The following is a 16,468-nucleotide window of genomic DNA, read 5'->3' as shown; positions in this document are numbered from 1 at the left end:
CCGCCACCCCCGGTGACACACCTCGAACCGTGCATTGATGCGCGGGGCGACACTCCAGGGAAGCGCAAGCCCCGGCTCTGCCGGTCAATCCGATCCGCACGACTGCGTGAAAACGCGTGTCGTCGGGCCGCGAAGCGGGTGCGACACACCCGACCGCGGGGGTCGGAGATGGCCAAGAGCCGGCCATGCACGATGTTCGGCGAGAGAGAGACGTAACGGAGATGGCGGGACAGAAGATCCGCATCCGCTTGAAGTCGTATGACCACGAGGTCATCGACAACTCGGCGCGCAAGATTGTCGACACGGTGACCCGTGCTGGCGCGACGGTAGTCGGCCCTGTGCCGCTGCCCACGGAGAAGAACGTCTTCGTGGTCATCCGTTCGCCCCACAAGTACAAGGACAGCCGCGAGCACTTCGAGATGCGCACGCACAAGCGCTTGATCGACATCATCGACCCGACGCCGAAGGCCGTCGACTCGCTGATGCGTCTCGACCTGCCGGCTGACGTCAACATCGAGATCAAGCTCTGAGGCTGGCGAAATGACCACCACTGCTACCAAGACCGTGAAGGGTGTGCTGGGCAAGAAGCTCGGCATGACCCAGGTGTGGGATGCCGACAACCGGCTCATCCCCGTCACCGTCATCGAAGCGGGACCCTGCGTCGTCACGCAGGTCCGCGCCGCGGCGAAGGACGGCTACGACGCCGTCCAGATCGCGTTCGGCGCCATCGACCCCCGCAAGGTGACCAAGCCCCTGACCGGGCACTTCGAGAAGGCCGGCGTGACCCCGCGTCGCCACCTCGTCGAGCTTCGTACCGCTGACGCCGCCGAGTACACGCTCGGCCAGGAAGTCACGGTCGAGACCTTCGAGGCCGGCCAGGAGATCGACGTCACCGGCACCACCAAGGGCAAGGGCTTCGCCGGCGTCATGAAGCGTCACGGCTTCCACGGCGTCAGCTCCTCCCACGGTGCCCACAAGAACCACCGCAAGCCGGGCTCGATCGGTGGCTGCGCCACTCCGGGCCGCGTGTTCAAGGGCATGCGCATGGCCGGCCGGATGGGTGGCGTGCGTCAGACCACCCAGAACCTCACGATCCACGCCGTGGACGTCGAGCGCGGCCTGCTGCTGGTGAAGGGCGCCGTTCCCGGCCCCCGCAACGGCACCGTCCTCGTCCGCACGGCCGCGAAGGGAGCCTGAACCAGATGGCAACCAAGACCGTCGCAGCTGACCTGCCCGCCGAGATCTTCGACGTCCAGGTCAACGTTCCCCTGATCCACCAGGTCGTCGTGGCCCAGCTGGCCGCCGCACGTCAGGGCACGCACTCCACCAAGACCCGCGGCGAGGTCCGCGGTGGTGGACGCAAGCCCTACCGCCAGAAGGGCACCGGCCGCGCCCGCCAGGGCTCGACCCGTGCGCCGCAGTTCGCCGGCGGTGGCGTCGTCCACGGCCCGCAGCCGCGTGACTACGCCCAGCGGACCCCCAAGAAGATGAAGGCTGCCGCCCTGCGCGGTGCCCTGTCCGACCGGGCCCGCAACGACCGGGTGCACGTCGTCGACTCGCTCGTGACCGGCAAGGCCCCGTCCACCAAGGACGCGGCTGCGCTGCTCGCCAGCCTGACCGAGCGCCACAACCTGCTCGTCGTGCTCGACCGCAGCGACCTCGTGTCGCTGAAGTCGGTCCGCAACCTCGACGGTGTGCACGTGCTCGCCGCCGACCAGCTCAACACGTATGACGTGCTGTGCGCGGACGACGTCGTCTTCACCACCGCCGGCCTGGAGGCGTTCGTCTCCAAGGCCCAGCCGGTGGGCGGGGTCGAGGTCACCATCGTCGACGACGCCGCCGCGGACGAGAAGCCCGCCAAGGCGACCAAGACCGCCAAGACCGCGGCCAAGGCCGAGAAGGCTGAGAAGCCGGCCAAGGCTGACAAGGCCGACAAGCCCGCGAAGGCAGAGAAGGCCGACAAGCCCGCGAAGGCCGCCAAGACGGCCAAGGCCGCCAAGGCCACCGCGGACGAGGAGGAGACCAAGTGAGCACCCAGTCTGCTCTGTACGGCAAGGACCCCCGCGACATCCTGATCGCGCCGGTCGTTTCCGAGAAGTCGTACTCGCTGCTCGACCAGGGCAAGTACACCTTCATCGTCGACCCGCGGGCGAACAAGACGGAGATCAAGATCGCCGTCGAGCGCGTCTTCAACGTCAAGGTTGACTCCGTCCACACCCTCAACCGTGTCGGCAAGACCCGCCGCACCCGGTTCGGCATCGGCAAGCGCAAGGACACCAAGCGTGCGATCGTCACCCTCCGCGAGGGCTCGATCGACATCTTCGGTGCCGGCGCCTGACGGAATCGCTGAAGAGACGTAAGGGATTACGAACAATGGGTATCCGCAAGTACAAGCCGACCACGCCTGGCCGCCGAGGCTCCAGCGTCGCCGACTTCGTCGAGGTCACGCGCTCCACGCCTGAGAAGTCGCTGGTGCGCCCCCTGACGAAGTCCGGTGGACGCAACAGCAACGGCCGCATCACCACCCGTCACATCGGTGGTGGCCACAAGCGCGCGTACCGCGTCATCGACTTCCGTCGACATGACAAGGACGGCGTGCCGGCCAAGGTCGCTCACATCGAGTACGACCCCAACCGCACGGCGCGCATCGCGCTGCTGCACTACGCCGACGGTGAGAAGCGCTACATCCTGGCCCCCAAGGGCCTGGAGCAGGGCGCCAACATCGAGAACGGCCCCTCGGCCGACATCAAGCCCGGCAACAGCCTGCCGCTGCGCAACATCCCGACCGGTACGGTCATCCACGCCGTCGAGCTCAAGCCCGGTGGCGGCGCGAAGATCGCCCGCTCGGCCGGTGTGCGCGTGCAGCTCGTCGCCAAGGACGGCCCCTACGCCCAGCTGCGTATGCCGTCCGGTGAGATCCGCAACGTCGACCTGCGCTGCCGCGCCACGGTCGGCGAGGTCGGCAACGCCGAGCAGTCCAACATCAACTGGGGCAAGGCCGGCCGCATGCGGTGGAAGGGCAAGCGCCCGACCGTCCGTGGTGTCGCCATGAACCCGGTCGACCACCCGCACGGTGGTGGTGAGGGCAAGACCTCCGGTGGACGTCACCCGGTCAGCCCGTGGGGACAGGCCGAAGGCCGCACCCGCCGCCCCGGCAAGCCGAGCGACAAGCTGATTGTTCGCCGCCGTCGTACTGGCAAGAAGCGCTGATAGGAGCCTGGACACATGCCTCGCAGTTTGAAGAAGGGCCCCTTCATCGACGACCACCTTCAGAAGAAGGTCGACGTCCAGAACGAAGCGGGCACCAAGAACGTCATCAAGACCTGGTCGCGTCGGTCGGTCGTGAGCCCCGACATGCTGGGTCACACCCTCGCCGTGCACGACGGCCGCAAGCACGTCCCGGTGTTCGTCACCGAGTCGATGGTCGGCCACAAGCTCGGTGAGTTCGCACCGACCCGCACCTTCAAGGGTCACGTGAAGGACGACAAGAAGGGGCGTCGTCGCTGATGGCCGCCTCTACCGAGAACAAGGACAACGTGATGGAAGCCAAGGCGAGCGCGCGGCACGTCCGCGTCACTCCCCAGAAGGCCCGCCGCATCGTGGACCTGATCCGCGGCAAGCAGGCCGTCGAGGCCATTGCCGTGCTTCGGTTCGCGCCGCAGTACGCGTCCGACCCCGTGCAGAAGGTGCTCGAGAGCGCCATCGCCAACCTCCGGGTCAAGGCGGACAGGGCCTCTGAGGCCTTCGACGAGAACAACCTGGTCATCAGTGAGGCGTTCGTCGACGAGGGTCCGACCATGAAGCGGTTCCGCCCGCGGGCCCAGGGCCGCGCGGCACGCATCAACAAGCGGACCAGCCACATCACCGTGGTCGTCACGCCGAAGACCACCAAGGGAGGCACCCGCTAATGGGTCAGAAGGTCAACCCGCACGGCTTCCGCCTCGGTATCACCACCGAGCACAAGAGCCGCTGGTTCGCTGACTCCACCAAGGAGGGTCAGCGGTACCGCGACTACGTCAAGGAAGACGTCGCCATCCGCAAGCTCATGTCCGAGGGCATGGAGCGGGCCGGCATCTCGCGCGTCGAGATCGAGCGCACCCGTGACCGCGTCCGTGTGGACATCCACACCGCGCGTCCCGGCATCGTCATCGGTCGCCGTGGCGCCGAGGCCGACCGCATCCGCGGTGAGCTCGAGAAGCTGACCGGCAAGCAGGTCCAGCTGAACATCCTCGAGGTGAAGAACCCCGAGGTGGACAGCCAGCTCGTCGCGCAGGGCATCGCCGAGCAGCTCTCTGCTCGTGTGTCGTTCCGTCGCGCGATGCGCAAGGGCATGCAGTCCGCCACCCGCGCCGGCGCGAAGGGCATCCGTGTCCAGGTCTCCGGTCGCCTCGGCGGCGCCGAGATGTCTCGCACCGAGTTCTACCGCGAGGGTCGCGTCCCGCTGCACACCCTGCGTGCGCAGATCGACTACGGCTTCTACGAGGCCCGCACCACGTTCGGTCGTATCGGCGTGAAGGTGTGGATCTACAAGGGCGACGTCACCGCTCGTGAGCTGGCCCAGCAGCAGGCTGCCGCGCCGCGCCCGAGCCGTGGCCCGCGCCGTGACGGCGCCGACCGTCCGGCCCGCGCTCGTCGCGAGCGTCCGGAAGGCGCCACCGAGACCGCTGCTGAGGCTCCCGCCGTCGAGGCGACCGCAGCCGCAGCCAGCACTGAGGGAGAGCAGTCCTGACATGTTGATTCCTCGTCGAGTCAAGCACCGCAAGCAGCACCACCCGGGACGCTCGGGCGCTGCGAAGGGTGGCACCAAGATCGCGTTCGGCGACTACGGCATCCAGGCCCTCGAGCCCGCCTACGTCACCAACCGTCAGATCGAGTCCGCTCGTATTGCGATGACGCGTTACATGAAGCGTGGTGGAAAGGTGTGGATCAACATCTACCCCGACCGCCCGCTGACCAAGAAGCCGGCCGAGACCCGCATGGGTTCCGGTAAGGGCTCCCCCGAGTGGTGGATCGCCAACATCAAGCCTGGTCGCGTGATGTTCGAGGTGAACGGTGTGTCCGAAGAGGTCGCCCGTGAGGCCCTGCGTCTGGCGATGCACAAGCTCCCGATGAAGTGCCGCTTCGTTCGGCGTGAGGGTGGTGACATCTGATGGCAGTCGGATCCAAGGACCTGGTGTCGGAGAACCTGCGTGGTCTCGACGACGAGCGTCTGGTCGACGAGCTCCGCAAGGCCAAGGAGGAGCTCTTCAACCTCCGGTTCCAGTCGGCCACCGGCCAGCTGGACAACCACGGCCGCCTGCGCGCCGTCCGCAAGGACATCGCCCGCATCTACACCGAGCTGCGTGAGCGCGAGCTCGGTATCGGGCAGAGCCCGAGTGTCGAAGCCAAGGAGGAGTCGGCATGACCGAGAACACGAAGGACGAGGCCGTGACGGCTGCAGACCGCAACTACCGCAAGACCCGTCAGGGTTACGTGGTGAGCGACAAGATGGACAAGACCGTCGTGGTCGAGGTCGAGGACCGCGTCAAGCACGCGCTCTACGGCAAGGTCCTGCGACGCTCGAGCAAGGTCAAGGCCCATGACGAGGACAACGCCGCCGGCATCGGTGACCGCGTCTCGATCATGGAGACCCGCCCGCTCTCGGCCACCAAGCGCTGGCGCGTGGTGGAGATCCTCGAGAAGGCCAAGTAAGACACCTCAGCATCCGCCGCCCACGCGGCATACCGCAGCGATAAGCAGGTATGCCGCGGGGGCACGGAAACAAGCCCCCCACAGTTCGGCCAGGCTCACCGCGTGTGAGAACCAGCTCGACGACAGGAGTTAGACAGTGATCCAGCAGGAGTCGCGACTGCGCGTCGCCGACAACACAGGTGCCAAGGAAATCCTTTGCATCCGTGTTCTCGGTGGCTCGGGTCGTCGTTACGCCGGCATCGGTGACGTCATCGTCGCCGCCGTCAAGGACGCCATTCCCGGCGGCAACGTCAAGAAGGGCGACGTCGTCAAGGCCGTCATCGTGCGCACCACCAAGGAGCGCCGTCGCGGTGACGGGTCGTACATCAAGTTCGACGAGAACGCCGCCGTCATCCTCAAGGCCGACGGGGACCCCCGTGGCACCCGCATCTTCGGCCCGGTGGGCCGCGAGCTGCGTGAGAAGAAGTTCATGAAGATCATCTCGTTGGCGCCGGAGGTGCTCTGACCCATGGCTGACAAGAAGAAGATGAAGATCAAGAAGGGTGACACCGTCAAGGTGCTCACGGGCAAGGACCGCAACAGCATCGGCAAGGTCATCGCCGTGTACCCCGAGACCGAGCGCGTGCTCGTCGAGGGTGTCAACCGGGTGACCCGCCACACCAAGGCGGGCCAGACCGCTCGCGGCAGCCGCACCGGTGGCCTGGTCGTCCAGGAAGCCGCGATCCACGTGAGCAACGTGGCCGTCGTGGACCCCGATGACAAGAAGCTCGCCACCCGGATCAAGACCCGCGTCGAGACCGTGGAGCGCAACGGCCGCACCAAGACCGTCCGCACCCGTGTCGCGGTGCGCTCGGGCAAGGACCTGTGAGAACGATGACCGAAACAGAAACCATGACGCAGACTTCAGTTTCCGCAGCGGTGACGCCGCGCCTCAAGCAGCGCTACGCGGACGAGATCAAGGGCGGGCTGCTCAAGCAGTTCGGCTACGACAACGTCATGCAGGTGCCCGGCGTGGTCAAGGTCGTCGTCAACATGGGTGTTGGTGACGCCGCCAAGGACGCCAAGCTCATCGAGGGCGCGATCAGGGACCTGTCCGCCATCACCGGTCAGAAGCCCCTGGTCACCAAGGCCCGCAAGTCCATCGCGCAGTTCAAGCTGCGCGAGGGCATGCCGATCGGTGCGCACACCACGCTGCGCGGCGACCGGATGTGGGAGTTCCTCGACCGCCTCGTGTCGGTGGCCCTGCCGCGTATCCGCGACTTCCGTGGCCTGTCGCCCAAGCAGTTCGACGGCAACGGCAACTACACCTTCGGTCTCACGGAGCAGTCGATGTTCCACGAAATCGACCAGGACCGGATCGACCGTGTCCGTGGCATGGACATCACTGTGGTGACCACCGCCACCAACGACGACGAGGGCCGCGCACTGCTGAAGGCGCTCGGCTTCCCCTTCAAGGAGAACTGACATGGCGAAGACCGCCCTGGTCAACAAGGCCAACAAGAAGCCGAAGTTCAAGGTGCGCGGCTACACCCGTTGTCAGCGCTGCGGCCGACCGCACTCGGTCTACCGCAAGTTCGGGCTGTGCCGCATCTGCCTTCGCGAGATGGCTCACCGCGGCGAGCTGCCCGGCGTCACCAAGAGCTCCTGGTAATACCCACCGATTTCATCCTTACATCGCAGGTCGCTGCACCAGCAGTGAAACCACGGTGAGAGAGGGCCGGAGAAGCCCATGACCATGACTGACCCGATTGCGGACATGCTGACCCGCGTCAGGAACGCCAACTCGGCGCACCACGACGCTGTCTCCATGCCGTTTTCCAAACTGAAGTCCCACATTGCCGAGATCCTCCAGGCGGAGGGCTACATCGCCGCCTGGAAGGTCGAGGACGCCGAGGTCGGCAAGACGCTGACCATCGAGCTGAAGTACGGCCCGAACCGCGAGCGTTCCATCGCTGGCGTGCGCCGTGTCTCCAAGCCCGGTCTGCGCGTCTACGCCAAGTCGACGAACCTGCCCAAGGTTCTCGGCGGTCTCGGTGTGGCCATCATTTCCACCTCGTCTGGTCTCCTCACGGACCGCCAGGCCGCGACCAAGGGTGTGGGCGGGGAAGTCCTCGCCTACGTCTGGTAAGGGGATTCGACATGTCGCGTATCGGACGACTCCCGGTCTCCATCCCTAGCGGTGTCGAGGTCACCATCGACGGCCAGGCCGTCACGGTGAAGGGCCCCAAGGGCGAGCTCAGCCACATCGTGGCCGAGCCGATCACGGTCGAGAAGGGCGACGCTGACCTCGAGGTCAAGCGCCCCAACGACGAGCGCCAGTCCCGTGCCCTGCACGGCCTGACCCGCTCGCTCATCAACAACATGGTGCTCGGTGTGACCGAGGGCTATGAGAAGAAGATGGAGATCCACGGCACGGGTTACCGCGTGGCCAACAAGGGCGGCGACCTCGAGTTCGCGCTCGGCTACAGCCACTCGATCACCGTCAAGGCCCCTGAGGGCATCTCCTTCGCTGTCGAGAACCCGACCCGCTTCGCGGTCCAGGGCATCGACAAGCAGCTCGTTGGCGAGGTTGCTGCGAACATCCGCAAGCTGCGCAAGCCCGACCCGTACAAGGGCAAGGGCGTTCGCTATGCGGGCGAGCACATCCGTCGCAAGGTCGGAAAGGCCGGTAAGTAAGCCATGGCAATGATCGTCAAGCGCGCCAAGGGCAAGTCCGCTGCACGCGGACGTCGCCACCTGCGCCTGCGCAAGAAGGTGACCGGCACGACGGTTCGTCCGCGCCTGGTCGTGTCGCGGTCCACGCGCCACGTCTTCGTGCAGATCGTCGACGACACCCTCGGCAAGACCGTGGCGTCGGCCTCCACCATGGAGGCAGACCTGCGCTCGTTCGAGGGCGACAAGACCGCCAAGGCCCGCAAGGTGGGCGAGCTGCTCGCCGAGCGCGCCAAGAGCGCCGGTGTCGAGGCTGTCGTCTTCGACCGCGGCGGCAACAAGTACCACGGCCGCGTCGCTGCCATCGCCGAGGGCGCCCGCGAGGGCGGACTGGCCCTGTGAGCACCGTGACCGCAACTGTTATCGAGATGAGGAACATCTGATGCCCGGACCCCAGCGTCGAGGCACTGGTGCCGCTGCTGGCGGCGACGCAGCTCGTGGTGAGCGCGGCGACCGCCGCGGTGGCCGTGACAACCGTCGTGACGGCGGCCGTGACCAGGCCGAGAAGAGCGCCTACGTCGAGCGCGTCGTGACCATCAACCGCGTCTCCAAGGTCGTCAAGGGTGGACGTCGCTTCAGCTTCACCGCCCTGGTGGTCGTGGGTGACGGCGACGGAACCGTCGGCGTCGGCTACGGCAAGGCCAAGGAAGTTCCCGCGGCGATCGCCAAGGGTGTCGAGGAGGCCAAGAAGGAGTTCTTCAAGGTCCCCCGCATCCAGGGCACCATCCCGCACCCCGTGCAGGGTGAGGCCGCTGCCGGCGTCGTCATGCTTCGTCCCGCAGCCCCCGGTACCGGTGTCATCGCCGGTGGTCCGGTGCGTGCGGTGCTCGAGTGCGCCGGCATCCACGACGTGCTGAGCAAGTCGCTCGGCTCGGACAACGCCATCAACGTCGTCCACGCGACGGTCGCGGCCCTGCAGGGTCTCGAGCGTCCCGAGGCCGTCGCCGCCCGCCGCGGGCTGCCGGTCGACCAGGTCGCCCCGGCCGCCATGCTGCGCGCCCAGGCTGCCGGTCGCGAAGCTGCCAAGGCAGGTGCGTGATGGCACGTCTGAAGGTGACCCAGACCCGTTCCGAGATCGGTGGCAAGCAGAACCAGCGTGACACGCTCCGCAGCCTCGGTCTGAAGCGCATTGGCGACGTCGTCGTCAAGGAGGACCGTCCCGAGATCCGCGGGATGGTCAAGACGGTGACGCACCTCGTTGCCGTCGAGGAGGTTGACTGACCATGGCCACCAAGGACACCAAGAAGGCCTCGACAGAAGCCGCGCCCGAGGGCACGACCCTCAAGGTGCACCACCTGCGTCCGGCCCCCGGCGCCAAGACCGCGAAGACCCGTGTGGGTCGCGGTGAGGGCTCCAAGGGCAAGACCGCCGGTCGTGGCACCAAGGGCACCAAGGCCCGCTACCAGGTTCCGGAGCGCTTCGAAGGTGGCGCCATGCCGCTGCACATGCGCCTGCCGAAGCTTCGCGGGTTCAAGAACCCGTTCCGCGTGGAGTACCAGGTCGTGAACCTGGACAAGCTGTCCGCCCTGTTCCCCGAGGGTGGCGACGTGACCGTCGCCGACCTCGTGGCCAAGGGTGCGGTCCGCGACAGCTCCCTGGTCAAGGTGCTCGGCACCGGCGAGATCACCGTCAAGGTCAACGTGACCGCTGACAAGTTCTCGGCCACCGCCAAGGAGAAGATCGAGGCCGCCGGCGGCTCGGTCACCTCGGCCTGACCCACCCAGCTGCAGGTATGCCGCGGGCTCACCTCACGGTGAGCTCGCGGCATACCCGTTTGGTGTCCCGGGCCACGGCCCGGGGTAACCTTCCTAGGATTGCCTGACCGTCATCACCGCGGGGCCGAACCGGCCCGCGTCACCAGGAGGACCTGTGCTCACCGCCTTCACCCGTGCGTTCAAGACGCCGGACCTGCGCAGGAAGCTGCTGTTCACCCTCGGGATCATCATCATCTTCCGGCTGGGCTCGCACGTGCCCGTCCCCGGCGTGAGCTACAAGGCTGTCCAGGCCTGCATCAAGGGCGCGAACTCCACGACCGGCGTGCTCGGCCTTGCCAACCTGTTCAGCGGTGGCGCGCTCCTGCAGCTGTCGATCTTCGCGCTCGGGATCATGCCGTACATCACGGCGAGCATCATCGTGCAGCTCCTCACCGTGGTCATCCCGCGGTTCGAGGCCCTCAAGAAGGAGGGCCAGCAGGGCCAGACGAAGATGACGCAGTACACGCGCTACCTGACCATCGGTCTCGCGGTCCTGCAGTCCTCGACGCTGATCACGTTCGCCCAGAACCCCTCGGCTCTGTTCGGCCCGAACTGCACGAGCATCCTGCCGGACAACTCGATCCCGACCCTGGTCATCATGGTCCTCACGATGACCGCCGGCACCGGTGTGGTCATGTGGCTGGCCGAGCTCGTCACCGACAAGGGCATCGGCAACGGCATGTCGCTGCTGATCTTCACCTCGATCGCGAGCTCGTTCCCGTCCTCGCTGTGGGCGATCCAGCAGAAGGACGGGCGGTGGGACGTCTTCATCGGCGTCATCCTGCTCGGGTTCATGATCATCGCGCTGGTCGTGTTCGTCGAGCAGAGCCAGCGGCGCATCCCGGTGCAGTACGCCAAGCGCCAGGTCGGCCGCCAGATGTACGGCGGCACGTCGACCTACATCCCGCTCAAGGTCAACATGGCCGGCGTCATCCCCGTGATCTTCGCCTCCTCCTTGCTCGCACTGCCGTCGTTGCTGGCACAGTTCAACCGGTCCACCACCGGCAACCAGCCCGGCTGGGTGACCTGGATCGACCAGCACCTGGTGCGGGGCGACCACCCGATCTACATGGCCGTCTACATCGTGCTGATCCTGTTCTTCACGTTCTTCTACGTGTCGATCACGTTCAACCCGGAGGAAGTGGCCGACAACATGAAGCGCTACGGCGGCTTCATCCCAGGTATCCGCGCCGGGCGACCCACGGCCGAGTACCTCGACTACGTGCTCACCCGCATCACGGTTCCAGGGGCCATCTACCTCGGCCTCGTCTCGCTGATCCCGCTCATCGCACTGGTACTCGTCGGGGCCAACCAGAACTTCCCGTTCGGTGGCACCTCCATCCTCATCATCGTCGGCGTCGGCCTCGAGACGGTGAAGCAGATCGAGTCGCAGCTGCAGCAGCGCCATTACGAAGGGTTCCTCCGCTGATGCGCCTCATCATCCTCGGCCCCCCGGGTGCCGGAAAGGGCACCCAGGCCGCCAAGATCGCCGAGAAGTTCGGCATCCCCGCGATCTCCACCGGTGACATCTTCCGCGCCAACATCAAGAACGAGACGCCTCTGGGTCTGCAGGTCAAGGAGGTGCTGGCGTCCGGTGGCTACGTCACCGACGAGATCACCAACGCCGTCGTCCGCGACCGCCTCTTCGAGGACGACGCGGAGCAGGGCTTCCTGCTCGACGGGTTCCCGCGCACCGCGGCGCAGGTCGAGACGCTCGATGCGATCCTGGCCGAGCACGGCCACGCGCTGGACGCCGTGCTCGAGCTGACCGTCGACGACGAGGCCGTCGTCCAGCGGCTGCTCAAGCGCGCCCAGATCGAGGGCCGCGAGGACGACACCGAAGAGGTCATCCGCGAGCGGCAGGCGATCTACCGTCGCGAGACAGCCCCGCTGACCGACGTCTACTCCGCCCGCGGCCTGCTCGTGCAGGTCGACGGGATGGGTCCGGTGGACGACGTCTTCACCCGTGTCTCCGACGCCCTCGAAGGGGTTGCTCGATCCTGATGTTCGGCAGGTCCCGCATCGAGACCAAGACCCCAGACCAGATCCTGCGGATGCGCAAGGCCGGCCTGGTGGTCGGCCAGACCCTGCAGCTGATGGCCCAGACGGTCCGTCCGGGCATGACGACCAAGCAGCTCGACGAGCTCGCGGAGGAGCACATCCGCGGATGCGGGGCGACCCCGTCGTTCCTGGGCTACCACGGCTTCACCGGCTCGCTCTGCACGTCGGTCAACGACGAGGTCGTGCACGGCATCCCCGGCTCGCGGGTGCTGCTCGAGGGCGACCTCATCTCCATCGACTGCGGCGCCATCGTGGACGGCTGGCACGGCGACGCCGCGATCTCGGTCATCGTGGGCGGTCGTGACGCCGGGCGTCCCGAGGACCTCGCCCTCATCGACGCCACCGAGGACTCCATGTGGGCCGGCATAGCCGCCCTCGCCGTGGGGGAGTCGCTGTATGCCGTGGGCGCCGGTGTCGAGGACAGCATCGTCGCCTCCGGCACCAGCGACGGGCACGAGTACGGGATCGTCGAGGACTACGTCGGTCACGGCATCGGCACGGAGATGCACATGGACCCGCAGGTGCCGAACTACCGCGTCCGCGACAAGGGGCCGACGGTCCGCTCCGGTGTCACCGTGGCGATCGAGCCGATGGTGACCCTCGGGTCCGCCGAGACCCGGGTGCTGCAGGACGACTGGACCGTGGTCACGGTCGACTCGTCCCGGGCCGCGCACTGGGAGAACACCGTGGCGGTCACGGACGACGGCCTGTGGGTGCTCACCGCGCTCGACGGTGGCAAGGAGCGGCTGGAAGCCGCCGGCGCGGCATACGCGCCTCTGGGCTGACCGGGGACCGAGGGTCCTGAGCACGATTTCGTGCTCAGCGAGTCCTGGCGTAGACTCGTCTGTTGGTGCGCGACCTCGCGCGCCGCATTCGTGTGTGCGCCCCAGCAGGGGGTGCCACGCAACAGATTGTGGAGGATATGGCCAAGAAGGACGGTGTCATCGAGATCGAGGGCACGATCGTCGAGGCTCTCCCGAACGCGATGTTCCGGGTCGAGCTGACGAACGGTCACAAGGTTCTCGCTCACATCTCGGGCAAGATGCGTCAGCACTACATCCGGATCCTCCCCGAGGACCGCGTGGTGGTGGAGCTCAGCCCGTACGACCTGACCCGTGGCCGGATCGTCTTCCGCTACCGCTAGACGCACCACCCGTTAGACCTGCTGGCCCAACCGGACCGGCAGTGCCAGATCGAGGCGAAGCAGAGGCTATGAAGGTTCAGCCGAGCGTCAAGAAGATCTGCGACAAGTGCAAGGTGATCCGCCGTCACGGCCGGGTCATGGTGATCTGCGAGAACCTGCGCCACAAGCAGCGCCAGGGCTGACCAGAAGTACCGCGAGGCCCGGCAGCGGGACTCGCCCCAGCACGACTCGCATCTCTTCGAGAAGCGCAGACAAGTGAATGACCGCAGTACCCGGCCCCTGTGCGCGGCGTCGTCGAAAGACGACACTCACGCCGACCAGGACGTCACCCCCGGCCCGGAGGCCGAGGACCGGTGCCCCGAGGAAAGCTTCGGGAGCAAGCCCGGAACGGTACTGCTCCAGACCTCCGGTGAAACAAAGGAAACACACAAGATGGCACGTCTTGTCGGTGTGGATCTCCCGCGCGAGAAGCGCGTCGAGATCGCTCTCACCTACATCTTCGGAGTGGGTCGTACCCGCTCCCAGCAGGCGCTGGCAGCCACGGGTGTCAACCCGAACACCCGCGTCCGCGACCTGACCGACTCCGATCTCGTCGCCCTGCGCGACTACCTCGAGGCGAACGTCAAGATCGAGGGTGACCTCCGTCGCGAGATCGCCGCCGACATCCGCCGCAAGGTCGAGATCGGCTCCTACGAGGGCCTGCGCCACCGCCGTGGCCTGCCCGTGCGCGGCCAGCGCACCAAGACCAACGCGCGCACCCGCAAGGGCCCCAAGCGCACCGTCGCCGGCAAGAAGAAGGTTGGTAAGTAATGCCTCCCAAGGCTCGTACCGCTGGCGCCAAGAAGGTGCGCCGCAAGGAGAAGAAGAACGTCGCCCACGGGCACGCTCACATCAAGAGCACGTTCAACAACACCATCATCTCGATCACGGACCCCACCGGCGCCGTGATCTCGTGGGCCTCCGCCGGCCAGGTCGGCTTCAAGGGCTCGCGCAAGTCCACCCCGTTCGCCGCGCAGATGGCCGCCGAGGCTGCCGCCCGCCGCGCGATGGAGCACGGCATGCGCAAGGTCGACGTCTTCGTCAAGGGCCCGGGCTCCGGTCGCGAGACCGCCATCCGCTCCCTGACCGCCACCGGCCTGGAGGTCGGCGCGATCAGCGACGTCACCCCCTCGCCGCACAACGGTGTCCGTCCGCCCAAGCGCCGCCGCGTCTGAGCCGTCGGTACAGAACAGGGAGATAGAGAAAACTCATGGCTCGTTACACCGGCCCCATCACCAAGAAGTCGCGTCGCCTCAAGGTCGACCTCGTCGGCGGCGACAAGAACTTCGAGCTCCGTCCCTTCCCGCCCGGCCAGCACGGCCGTCGCCGGATGCAGGAGAAGGAGTACCTCACCCAGCTGCAGGAGAAGCAGAAGGCTCGCTTCACCTACGGCGTCATGGAGAAGCAGTTCCGCGGTTACTACAAGGAGGCCTCACGGCGCTCCGGCAAGACCGGTGAGACCCTGCTGCAGATCCTCGAGTCCCGCCTGGACAACGTGATCTACCGCGCCGGCCTGGCCCGCACCCGTCGTGCGGCTCGCCAGCTCGTCACGCACGGTCACTTCGAGGTCAACGGCGTGCGCGTGGACGTCCCGTCCTACCGCGTCGAGCAGTACGACATCATCACCGTTCGCAAGCAGTCCGTGAACACCTTCCCGATCGAGCTGGCCCGCCAGACCTTCGGCGAGCGCCCCACCCCGGCCTGGCTCCAGGTCGTCCCGGGCACGCTGCAGATCATGATCCACCAGCTCCCGGAGCGTGCGCAGATCGACACGATCCTCACGGAGCAGCTGATCGTCGAGCTCTACTCGAAGAACTGACAACCAACCTCGGTATGCCGCGGGCGCTCCCCGCGCACGCGGCGTACCGAGGCGTTGTGGTCCACACCGCGGACAGAGGTGGCGTGGACAGCCGGTCGGACCGGCACATCATCGGCGTCATATAGCGGTCGCCGAAGAGAAAGGAAACACCCGTGCTCATCGCACAGCGCCCCTCCCTCAGCGAAGACGTGGTTGCGGACAACCGCAGCCGATTCGTCATCGAGCCCCTCGAGCCCGGCTTCGGCTACACGCTCGGCAACTCCATGCGCCGCACGCTCCTGTCGAGCATCCCCGGCGCCGCCGTGACCAGCATCCGCATCGACGGCGTGCTGCACGAGTTCTCCACGATCCCCGGGGTCAAGGAGGACGTCACCGAGATCATCCTCAACATCAAGGGCCTGGTCGTCTCCTCGGAGCACGACGAGCCGGTCGTCATGTACCTGCGCAAGCAGGGCGCCGGCGCCGTCACCGCTGCGGACATCGCGCCGCCGGCCGGTGTCGAGGTGCACAACCCCGACCTTCACATCGCCACGCTCAACGGCAAGGGCAAGATCGAGATGGAGCTGACCGTCGAGCGCGGTCGCGGCTACGTCTCGGCCAACCAGAACAAGTCCGGTGACCAGGAGATCGGCCGCATCCCGGTCGACTCCATCTACTCGCCCGTGCTCGCCGTGACCTACAAGGTCGAGGCGACCCGTGTGGAGCAGCGCACCGACTTCGACAAGCTCATCGTCGACGTCGAGACCAAGAACTCGATGGCTCCGCGTGACGCCATGGCCTCGGCCGGCAAGACCCTCGTCGAGCTGTTCGGCCTTGCGCGTGAGCTCAACGTCGAGGCGGAGGGCATCGACATGGGCCCGTCGCCGACCGACGCTGCCCTGGCCGCCGACCTGGCGCTGCCGATCGAGGACCTCGACCTCACCGTGCGGTCCTACAACTGCCTCAAGCGCGAGGGCATCCACACCGTGGGTGAGCTCGTGGGTCGCAGCGAGGCCGACCTGCTCGACATCCGCAACTTCGGTGCGAAGTCGATCGACGAGGTCAAGGCCAAGCTCGTCGGCATGGGTCTGGCGCTCAAGGACAGCCCGCCCGGGTTCGACCCGAGCGCGATCGCTGACACCTACGGCGACTACGACGACGACTTCGCTGACGACGGCCGTTCGCTGGCCGAAGACGAGCAGCTCTGACCAACCGCCGCTGAGGGGCGGGCGGGAGACCATCCGCCCCTTGCACACCAAGGAGAACCTG

29 protein-coding genes and 1 pseudogene are annotated in these 16,468 nt (G+C 66.8%); all 30 read left to right on the top strand.

The genetic code is table 11. From position 1 onward, the window contains the following. The first annotated feature begins 221 nt into the window (after positions 1-221). The 30 genes and pseudogenes from rpsJ (at position 222) to BJ986_RS03940 (ending at position 16,407) form a co-directional block, all read left to right on the top strand. Positions 222-530 carry a 30S ribosomal protein S10 gene (gene rpsJ, locus BJ986_RS04085; RefSeq protein WP_009775966.1) on the top strand — a complete coding sequence of 103 codons (309 nt, stop codon included), beginning with the start codon at positions 222-224 and terminating at the stop codon, positions 528-530. Between the two features lie 10 nt (positions 531-540). Then, complete coding sequence (gene rplC, locus BJ986_RS04080; protein WP_179420840.1) at positions 541-1,197, top strand: 50S ribosomal protein L3; 657 nt, start codon at positions 541-543, stop codon at positions 1,195-1,197. A 5-nt stretch (positions 1,198-1,202) separates the two neighbouring features. Then, a pseudogene (gene rplD / locus BJ986_RS04075) lies at positions 1,203-1,799 on the top strand (50S ribosomal protein L4); the annotation flags it as partial. A gap of 227 nt (positions 1,800-2,026) precedes the next feature. Then, on the top strand, positions 2,027-2,338 hold the full coding sequence (rplW, locus tag BJ986_RS04070) for a 50S ribosomal protein L23 (RefSeq protein ID WP_140743532.1): 312 nt from the start codon (positions 2,027-2,029) through the stop codon (positions 2,336-2,338). 35 nt (positions 2,339-2,373) lie between these two features. Beyond that, positions 2,374-3,210, top strand: coding sequence for a 50S ribosomal protein L2 (rplB, locus tag BJ986_RS04065; RefSeq protein ID WP_179420838.1), 837 nt, complete (start codon positions 2,374-2,376; stop codon positions 3,208-3,210). A gap of 15 nt (positions 3,211-3,225) precedes the next feature. Further along, positions 3,226-3,507, top strand: a complete 282-nt coding sequence (gene rpsS, locus BJ986_RS04060) for a 30S ribosomal protein S19 (protein ID WP_179420837.1) — start codon at positions 3,226-3,228, stop codon at positions 3,505-3,507. A gap of 32 nt (positions 3,508-3,539) precedes the next feature. Continuing rightward, positions 3,540-3,908, top strand: a complete 369-nt coding sequence (gene rplV / locus BJ986_RS04055) for a 50S ribosomal protein L22 (RefSeq protein WP_179423459.1) — start codon at positions 3,540-3,542, stop codon at positions 3,906-3,908. Beyond that, positions 3,908-4,729 (top strand): 30S ribosomal protein S3, encoded by an 822-nt coding sequence (gene rpsC, locus BJ986_RS04050; protein WP_179420836.1) that lies wholly within the window; start codon positions 3,908-3,910, stop codon positions 4,727-4,729. Before rplV ends, rpsC begins: the two co-directional genes overlap by 1 nt. A gap of 1 nt (position 4,730) precedes the next feature. Then, complete coding sequence (gene rplP / locus BJ986_RS04045; RefSeq protein WP_179420835.1) at positions 4,731-5,150, top strand: 50S ribosomal protein L16; 420 nt, start codon at positions 4,731-4,733, stop codon at positions 5,148-5,150. Beyond that, positions 5,150-5,404, top strand: coding sequence for a 50S ribosomal protein L29 (rpmC, locus tag BJ986_RS04040; protein WP_179420834.1), 255 nt, complete (start codon positions 5,150-5,152; stop codon positions 5,402-5,404). The genes rplP and rpmC overlap by 1 nt, the downstream gene beginning before the upstream one ends. Beyond that, positions 5,401-5,691, top strand: coding sequence for a 30S ribosomal protein S17 (gene rpsQ, locus BJ986_RS04035; RefSeq protein WP_179420833.1), 291 nt, complete (start codon positions 5,401-5,403; stop codon positions 5,689-5,691). Before rpmC ends, rpsQ begins: the two co-directional genes overlap by 4 nt. Before the next feature lie 136 nt (positions 5,692-5,827). Beyond that, the gene (gene rplN / locus BJ986_RS04030) at positions 5,828-6,196 is read left to right on the top strand and encodes a 50S ribosomal protein L14 (protein WP_056923992.1); all 369 of its coding nucleotides are present in this window, start codon (positions 5,828-5,830) and stop codon (positions 6,194-6,196) included. Positions 6,197-6,199: 3 nt separating this feature from the next. Next, complete coding sequence (rplX, locus tag BJ986_RS04025; RefSeq protein WP_179420832.1) at positions 6,200-6,559, top strand: 50S ribosomal protein L24; 360 nt, start codon at positions 6,200-6,202, stop codon at positions 6,557-6,559. Between the two features lie 23 nt (positions 6,560-6,582). After that, the gene (gene rplE, locus BJ986_RS04020; RefSeq protein WP_179420831.1) at positions 6,583-7,155 is read left to right on the top strand and encodes a 50S ribosomal protein L5; all 573 of its coding nucleotides are present in this window, start codon (positions 6,583-6,585) and stop codon (positions 7,153-7,155) included. A 1-nt stretch (position 7,156) separates the two neighbouring features. Next, a complete protein-coding gene (locus BJ986_RS04015) occupies positions 7,157-7,342 on the top strand; it encodes a type Z 30S ribosomal protein S14 (protein WP_035902511.1) in 186 nt (61 codons plus the stop codon). A gap of 78 nt (positions 7,343-7,420) precedes the next feature. Beyond that, positions 7,421-7,819 (top strand): 30S ribosomal protein S8, encoded by a 399-nt coding sequence (gene rpsH, locus BJ986_RS04010; RefSeq protein WP_179420830.1) that lies wholly within the window; start codon positions 7,421-7,423, stop codon positions 7,817-7,819. Positions 7,820-7,830: 11 nt separating this feature from the next. Then, positions 7,831-8,367, top strand: coding sequence for a 50S ribosomal protein L6 (gene rplF / locus BJ986_RS04005; RefSeq protein ID WP_179420829.1), 537 nt, complete (start codon positions 7,831-7,833; stop codon positions 8,365-8,367). Positions 8,368-8,370: 3 nt separating this feature from the next. Next, positions 8,371-8,745 carry a 50S ribosomal protein L18 gene (gene rplR / locus BJ986_RS04000; protein WP_272955366.1) on the top strand — a complete coding sequence of 125 codons (375 nt, stop codon included), beginning with the start codon at positions 8,371-8,373 and terminating at the stop codon, positions 8,743-8,745. 40 nt (positions 8,746-8,785) lie between these two features. Next, positions 8,786-9,442 carry a 30S ribosomal protein S5 gene (rpsE, locus tag BJ986_RS03995; protein ID WP_179420828.1) on the top strand — a complete coding sequence of 219 codons (657 nt, stop codon included), beginning with the start codon at positions 8,786-8,788 and terminating at the stop codon, positions 9,440-9,442. Further along, on the top strand, positions 9,442-9,624 hold the full coding sequence (rpmD, locus tag BJ986_RS03990; RefSeq protein WP_035902503.1) for a 50S ribosomal protein L30: 183 nt from the start codon (positions 9,442-9,444) through the stop codon (positions 9,622-9,624). The genes rpsE and rpmD overlap by 1 nt, the downstream gene beginning before the upstream one ends. A 2-nt stretch (positions 9,625-9,626) precedes the next feature. Beyond that, complete coding sequence (gene rplO, locus BJ986_RS03985) at positions 9,627-10,118, top strand: 50S ribosomal protein L15 (protein ID WP_179420827.1); 492 nt, start codon at positions 9,627-9,629, stop codon at positions 10,116-10,118. 154 nt (positions 10,119-10,272) lie between these two features. Beyond that, positions 10,273-11,586, top strand: coding sequence for a preprotein translocase subunit SecY (secY, locus tag BJ986_RS03980; protein ID WP_179420826.1), 1,314 nt, complete (start codon positions 10,273-10,275; stop codon positions 11,584-11,586). Then, positions 11,586-12,161: an adenylate kinase gene (locus tag BJ986_RS03975; RefSeq protein WP_179420825.1), complete on the top strand. Its 576-nt coding sequence runs from the start codon at positions 11,586-11,588 to the stop codon at positions 12,159-12,161. The genes secY and BJ986_RS03975 overlap by 1 nt, the downstream gene beginning before the upstream one ends. After that, entirely contained in the window at positions 12,161-13,003 is an 843-nt protein-coding gene (gene map, locus BJ986_RS03970; RefSeq protein ID WP_179420824.1) for a type I methionyl aminopeptidase, read from the top strand. Before BJ986_RS03975 ends, map begins: the two co-directional genes overlap by 1 nt. 137 nt (positions 13,004-13,140) lie before the next feature. After that, the gene (gene infA, locus BJ986_RS03965) at positions 13,141-13,362 is read left to right on the top strand and encodes a translation initiation factor IF-1 (protein WP_006946284.1); all 222 of its coding nucleotides are present in this window, start codon (positions 13,141-13,143) and stop codon (positions 13,360-13,362) included. Between the two features lie 68 nt (positions 13,363-13,430). Beyond that, complete coding sequence (rpmJ, locus tag BJ986_RS03960; protein WP_010148647.1) at positions 13,431-13,544, top strand: 50S ribosomal protein L36; 114 nt, start codon at positions 13,431-13,433, stop codon at positions 13,542-13,544. A gap of 250 nt (positions 13,545-13,794) precedes the next feature. Then, positions 13,795-14,172 carry a 30S ribosomal protein S13 gene (gene rpsM / locus BJ986_RS03955; RefSeq protein ID WP_179420823.1) on the top strand — a complete coding sequence of 126 codons (378 nt, stop codon included), beginning with the start codon at positions 13,795-13,797 and terminating at the stop codon, positions 14,170-14,172. Next, positions 14,172-14,576, top strand: a complete 405-nt coding sequence (gene rpsK, locus BJ986_RS03950) for a 30S ribosomal protein S11 (protein ID WP_056883316.1) — start codon at positions 14,172-14,174, stop codon at positions 14,574-14,576. The genes rpsM and rpsK overlap by 1 nt, the downstream gene beginning before the upstream one ends. A gap of 35 nt (positions 14,577-14,611) precedes the next feature. Then, complete coding sequence (gene rpsD / locus BJ986_RS03945) at positions 14,612-15,220, top strand: 30S ribosomal protein S4 (protein ID WP_179420822.1); 609 nt, start codon at positions 14,612-14,614, stop codon at positions 15,218-15,220. Between the two features lie 152 nt (positions 15,221-15,372). After that, entirely contained in the window at positions 15,373-16,407 is a 1,035-nt protein-coding gene (locus BJ986_RS03940; protein WP_179420821.1) for a DNA-directed RNA polymerase subunit alpha, read from the top strand. Positions 16,408-16,468 lie beyond the last annotated feature (61 nt).

The organism is Pedococcus badiiscoriae, from assembly GCF_013408925.1.
Taxonomy (GTDB): domain Bacteria; phylum Actinomycetota; class Actinomycetes; order Actinomycetales; family Dermatophilaceae; genus Pedococcus; species Pedococcus badiiscoriae.
This window is presented reverse-complemented; position numbering and strand designations above follow the sequence as displayed.

Coding starts and splice junctions, on each gene's coding strand:
- rpsJ (WP_009775966.1), top strand. CDS start 222: ATGGCGGGACAGAAGATCCGCATCCGCTTGAAGTCGTATGACCACGAG.
- rplC (WP_179420840.1), top strand. CDS start 541: ATGACCACCACTGCTACCAAGACCGTGAAGGGTGTGCTGGGCAAGAAG.
- rplB (WP_179420838.1), top strand. CDS start 2,374: ATGGGTATCCGCAAGTACAAGCCGACCACGCCTGGCCGCCGAGGCTCC.
- rpsS (WP_179420837.1), top strand. CDS start 3,226: ATGCCTCGCAGTTTGAAGAAGGGCCCCTTCATCGACGACCACCTTCAG.
- rplV (WP_179423459.1), top strand. CDS start 3,540: ATGGAAGCCAAGGCGAGCGCGCGGCACGTCCGCGTCACTCCCCAGAAG.
- rpsC (WP_179420836.1), top strand. CDS start 3,908: ATGGGTCAGAAGGTCAACCCGCACGGCTTCCGCCTCGGTATCACCACC.
- rplP (WP_179420835.1), top strand. CDS start 4,731: ATGTTGATTCCTCGTCGAGTCAAGCACCGCAAGCAGCACCACCCGGGA.
- rpmC (WP_179420834.1), top strand. CDS start 5,150: ATGGCAGTCGGATCCAAGGACCTGGTGTCGGAGAACCTGCGTGGTCTC.
- rpsQ (WP_179420833.1), top strand. CDS start 5,401: ATGACCGAGAACACGAAGGACGAGGCCGTGACGGCTGCAGACCGCAAC.
- rplX (WP_179420832.1), top strand. CDS start 6,200: ATGGCTGACAAGAAGAAGATGAAGATCAAGAAGGGTGACACCGTCAAG.
- rplE (WP_179420831.1), top strand. CDS start 6,583: ATGACGCAGACTTCAGTTTCCGCAGCGGTGACGCCGCGCCTCAAGCAG.
- BJ986_RS04015 (WP_035902511.1), top strand. CDS start 7,157: ATGGCGAAGACCGCCCTGGTCAACAAGGCCAACAAGAAGCCGAAGTTC.
- rpsH (WP_179420830.1), top strand. CDS start 7,421: ATGACCATGACTGACCCGATTGCGGACATGCTGACCCGCGTCAGGAAC.
- rplF (WP_179420829.1), top strand. CDS start 7,831: ATGTCGCGTATCGGACGACTCCCGGTCTCCATCCCTAGCGGTGTCGAG.
- rplR (WP_272955366.1), top strand. CDS start 8,371: ATGGCAATGATCGTCAAGCGCGCCAAGGGCAAGTCCGCTGCACGCGGA.
- rpsE (WP_179420828.1), top strand. CDS start 8,786: ATGCCCGGACCCCAGCGTCGAGGCACTGGTGCCGCTGCTGGCGGCGAC.
- rpmD (WP_035902503.1), top strand. CDS start 9,442: ATGGCACGTCTGAAGGTGACCCAGACCCGTTCCGAGATCGGTGGCAAG.
- rplO (WP_179420827.1), top strand. CDS start 9,627: ATGGCCACCAAGGACACCAAGAAGGCCTCGACAGAAGCCGCGCCCGAG.
- BJ986_RS03975 (WP_179420825.1), top strand. CDS start 11,586: ATGCGCCTCATCATCCTCGGCCCCCCGGGTGCCGGAAAGGGCACCCAG.
- map (WP_179420824.1), top strand. CDS start 12,161: ATGTTCGGCAGGTCCCGCATCGAGACCAAGACCCCAGACCAGATCCTG.
- infA (WP_006946284.1), top strand. CDS start 13,141: ATGGCCAAGAAGGACGGTGTCATCGAGATCGAGGGCACGATCGTCGAG.
- rpmJ (WP_010148647.1), top strand. CDS start 13,431: ATGAAGGTTCAGCCGAGCGTCAAGAAGATCTGCGACAAGTGCAAGGTG.
- rpsM (WP_179420823.1), top strand. CDS start 13,795: ATGGCACGTCTTGTCGGTGTGGATCTCCCGCGCGAGAAGCGCGTCGAG.
- rpsK (WP_056883316.1), top strand. CDS start 14,172: ATGCCTCCCAAGGCTCGTACCGCTGGCGCCAAGAAGGTGCGCCGCAAG.
- rpsD (WP_179420822.1), top strand. CDS start 14,612: ATGGCTCGTTACACCGGCCCCATCACCAAGAAGTCGCGTCGCCTCAAG.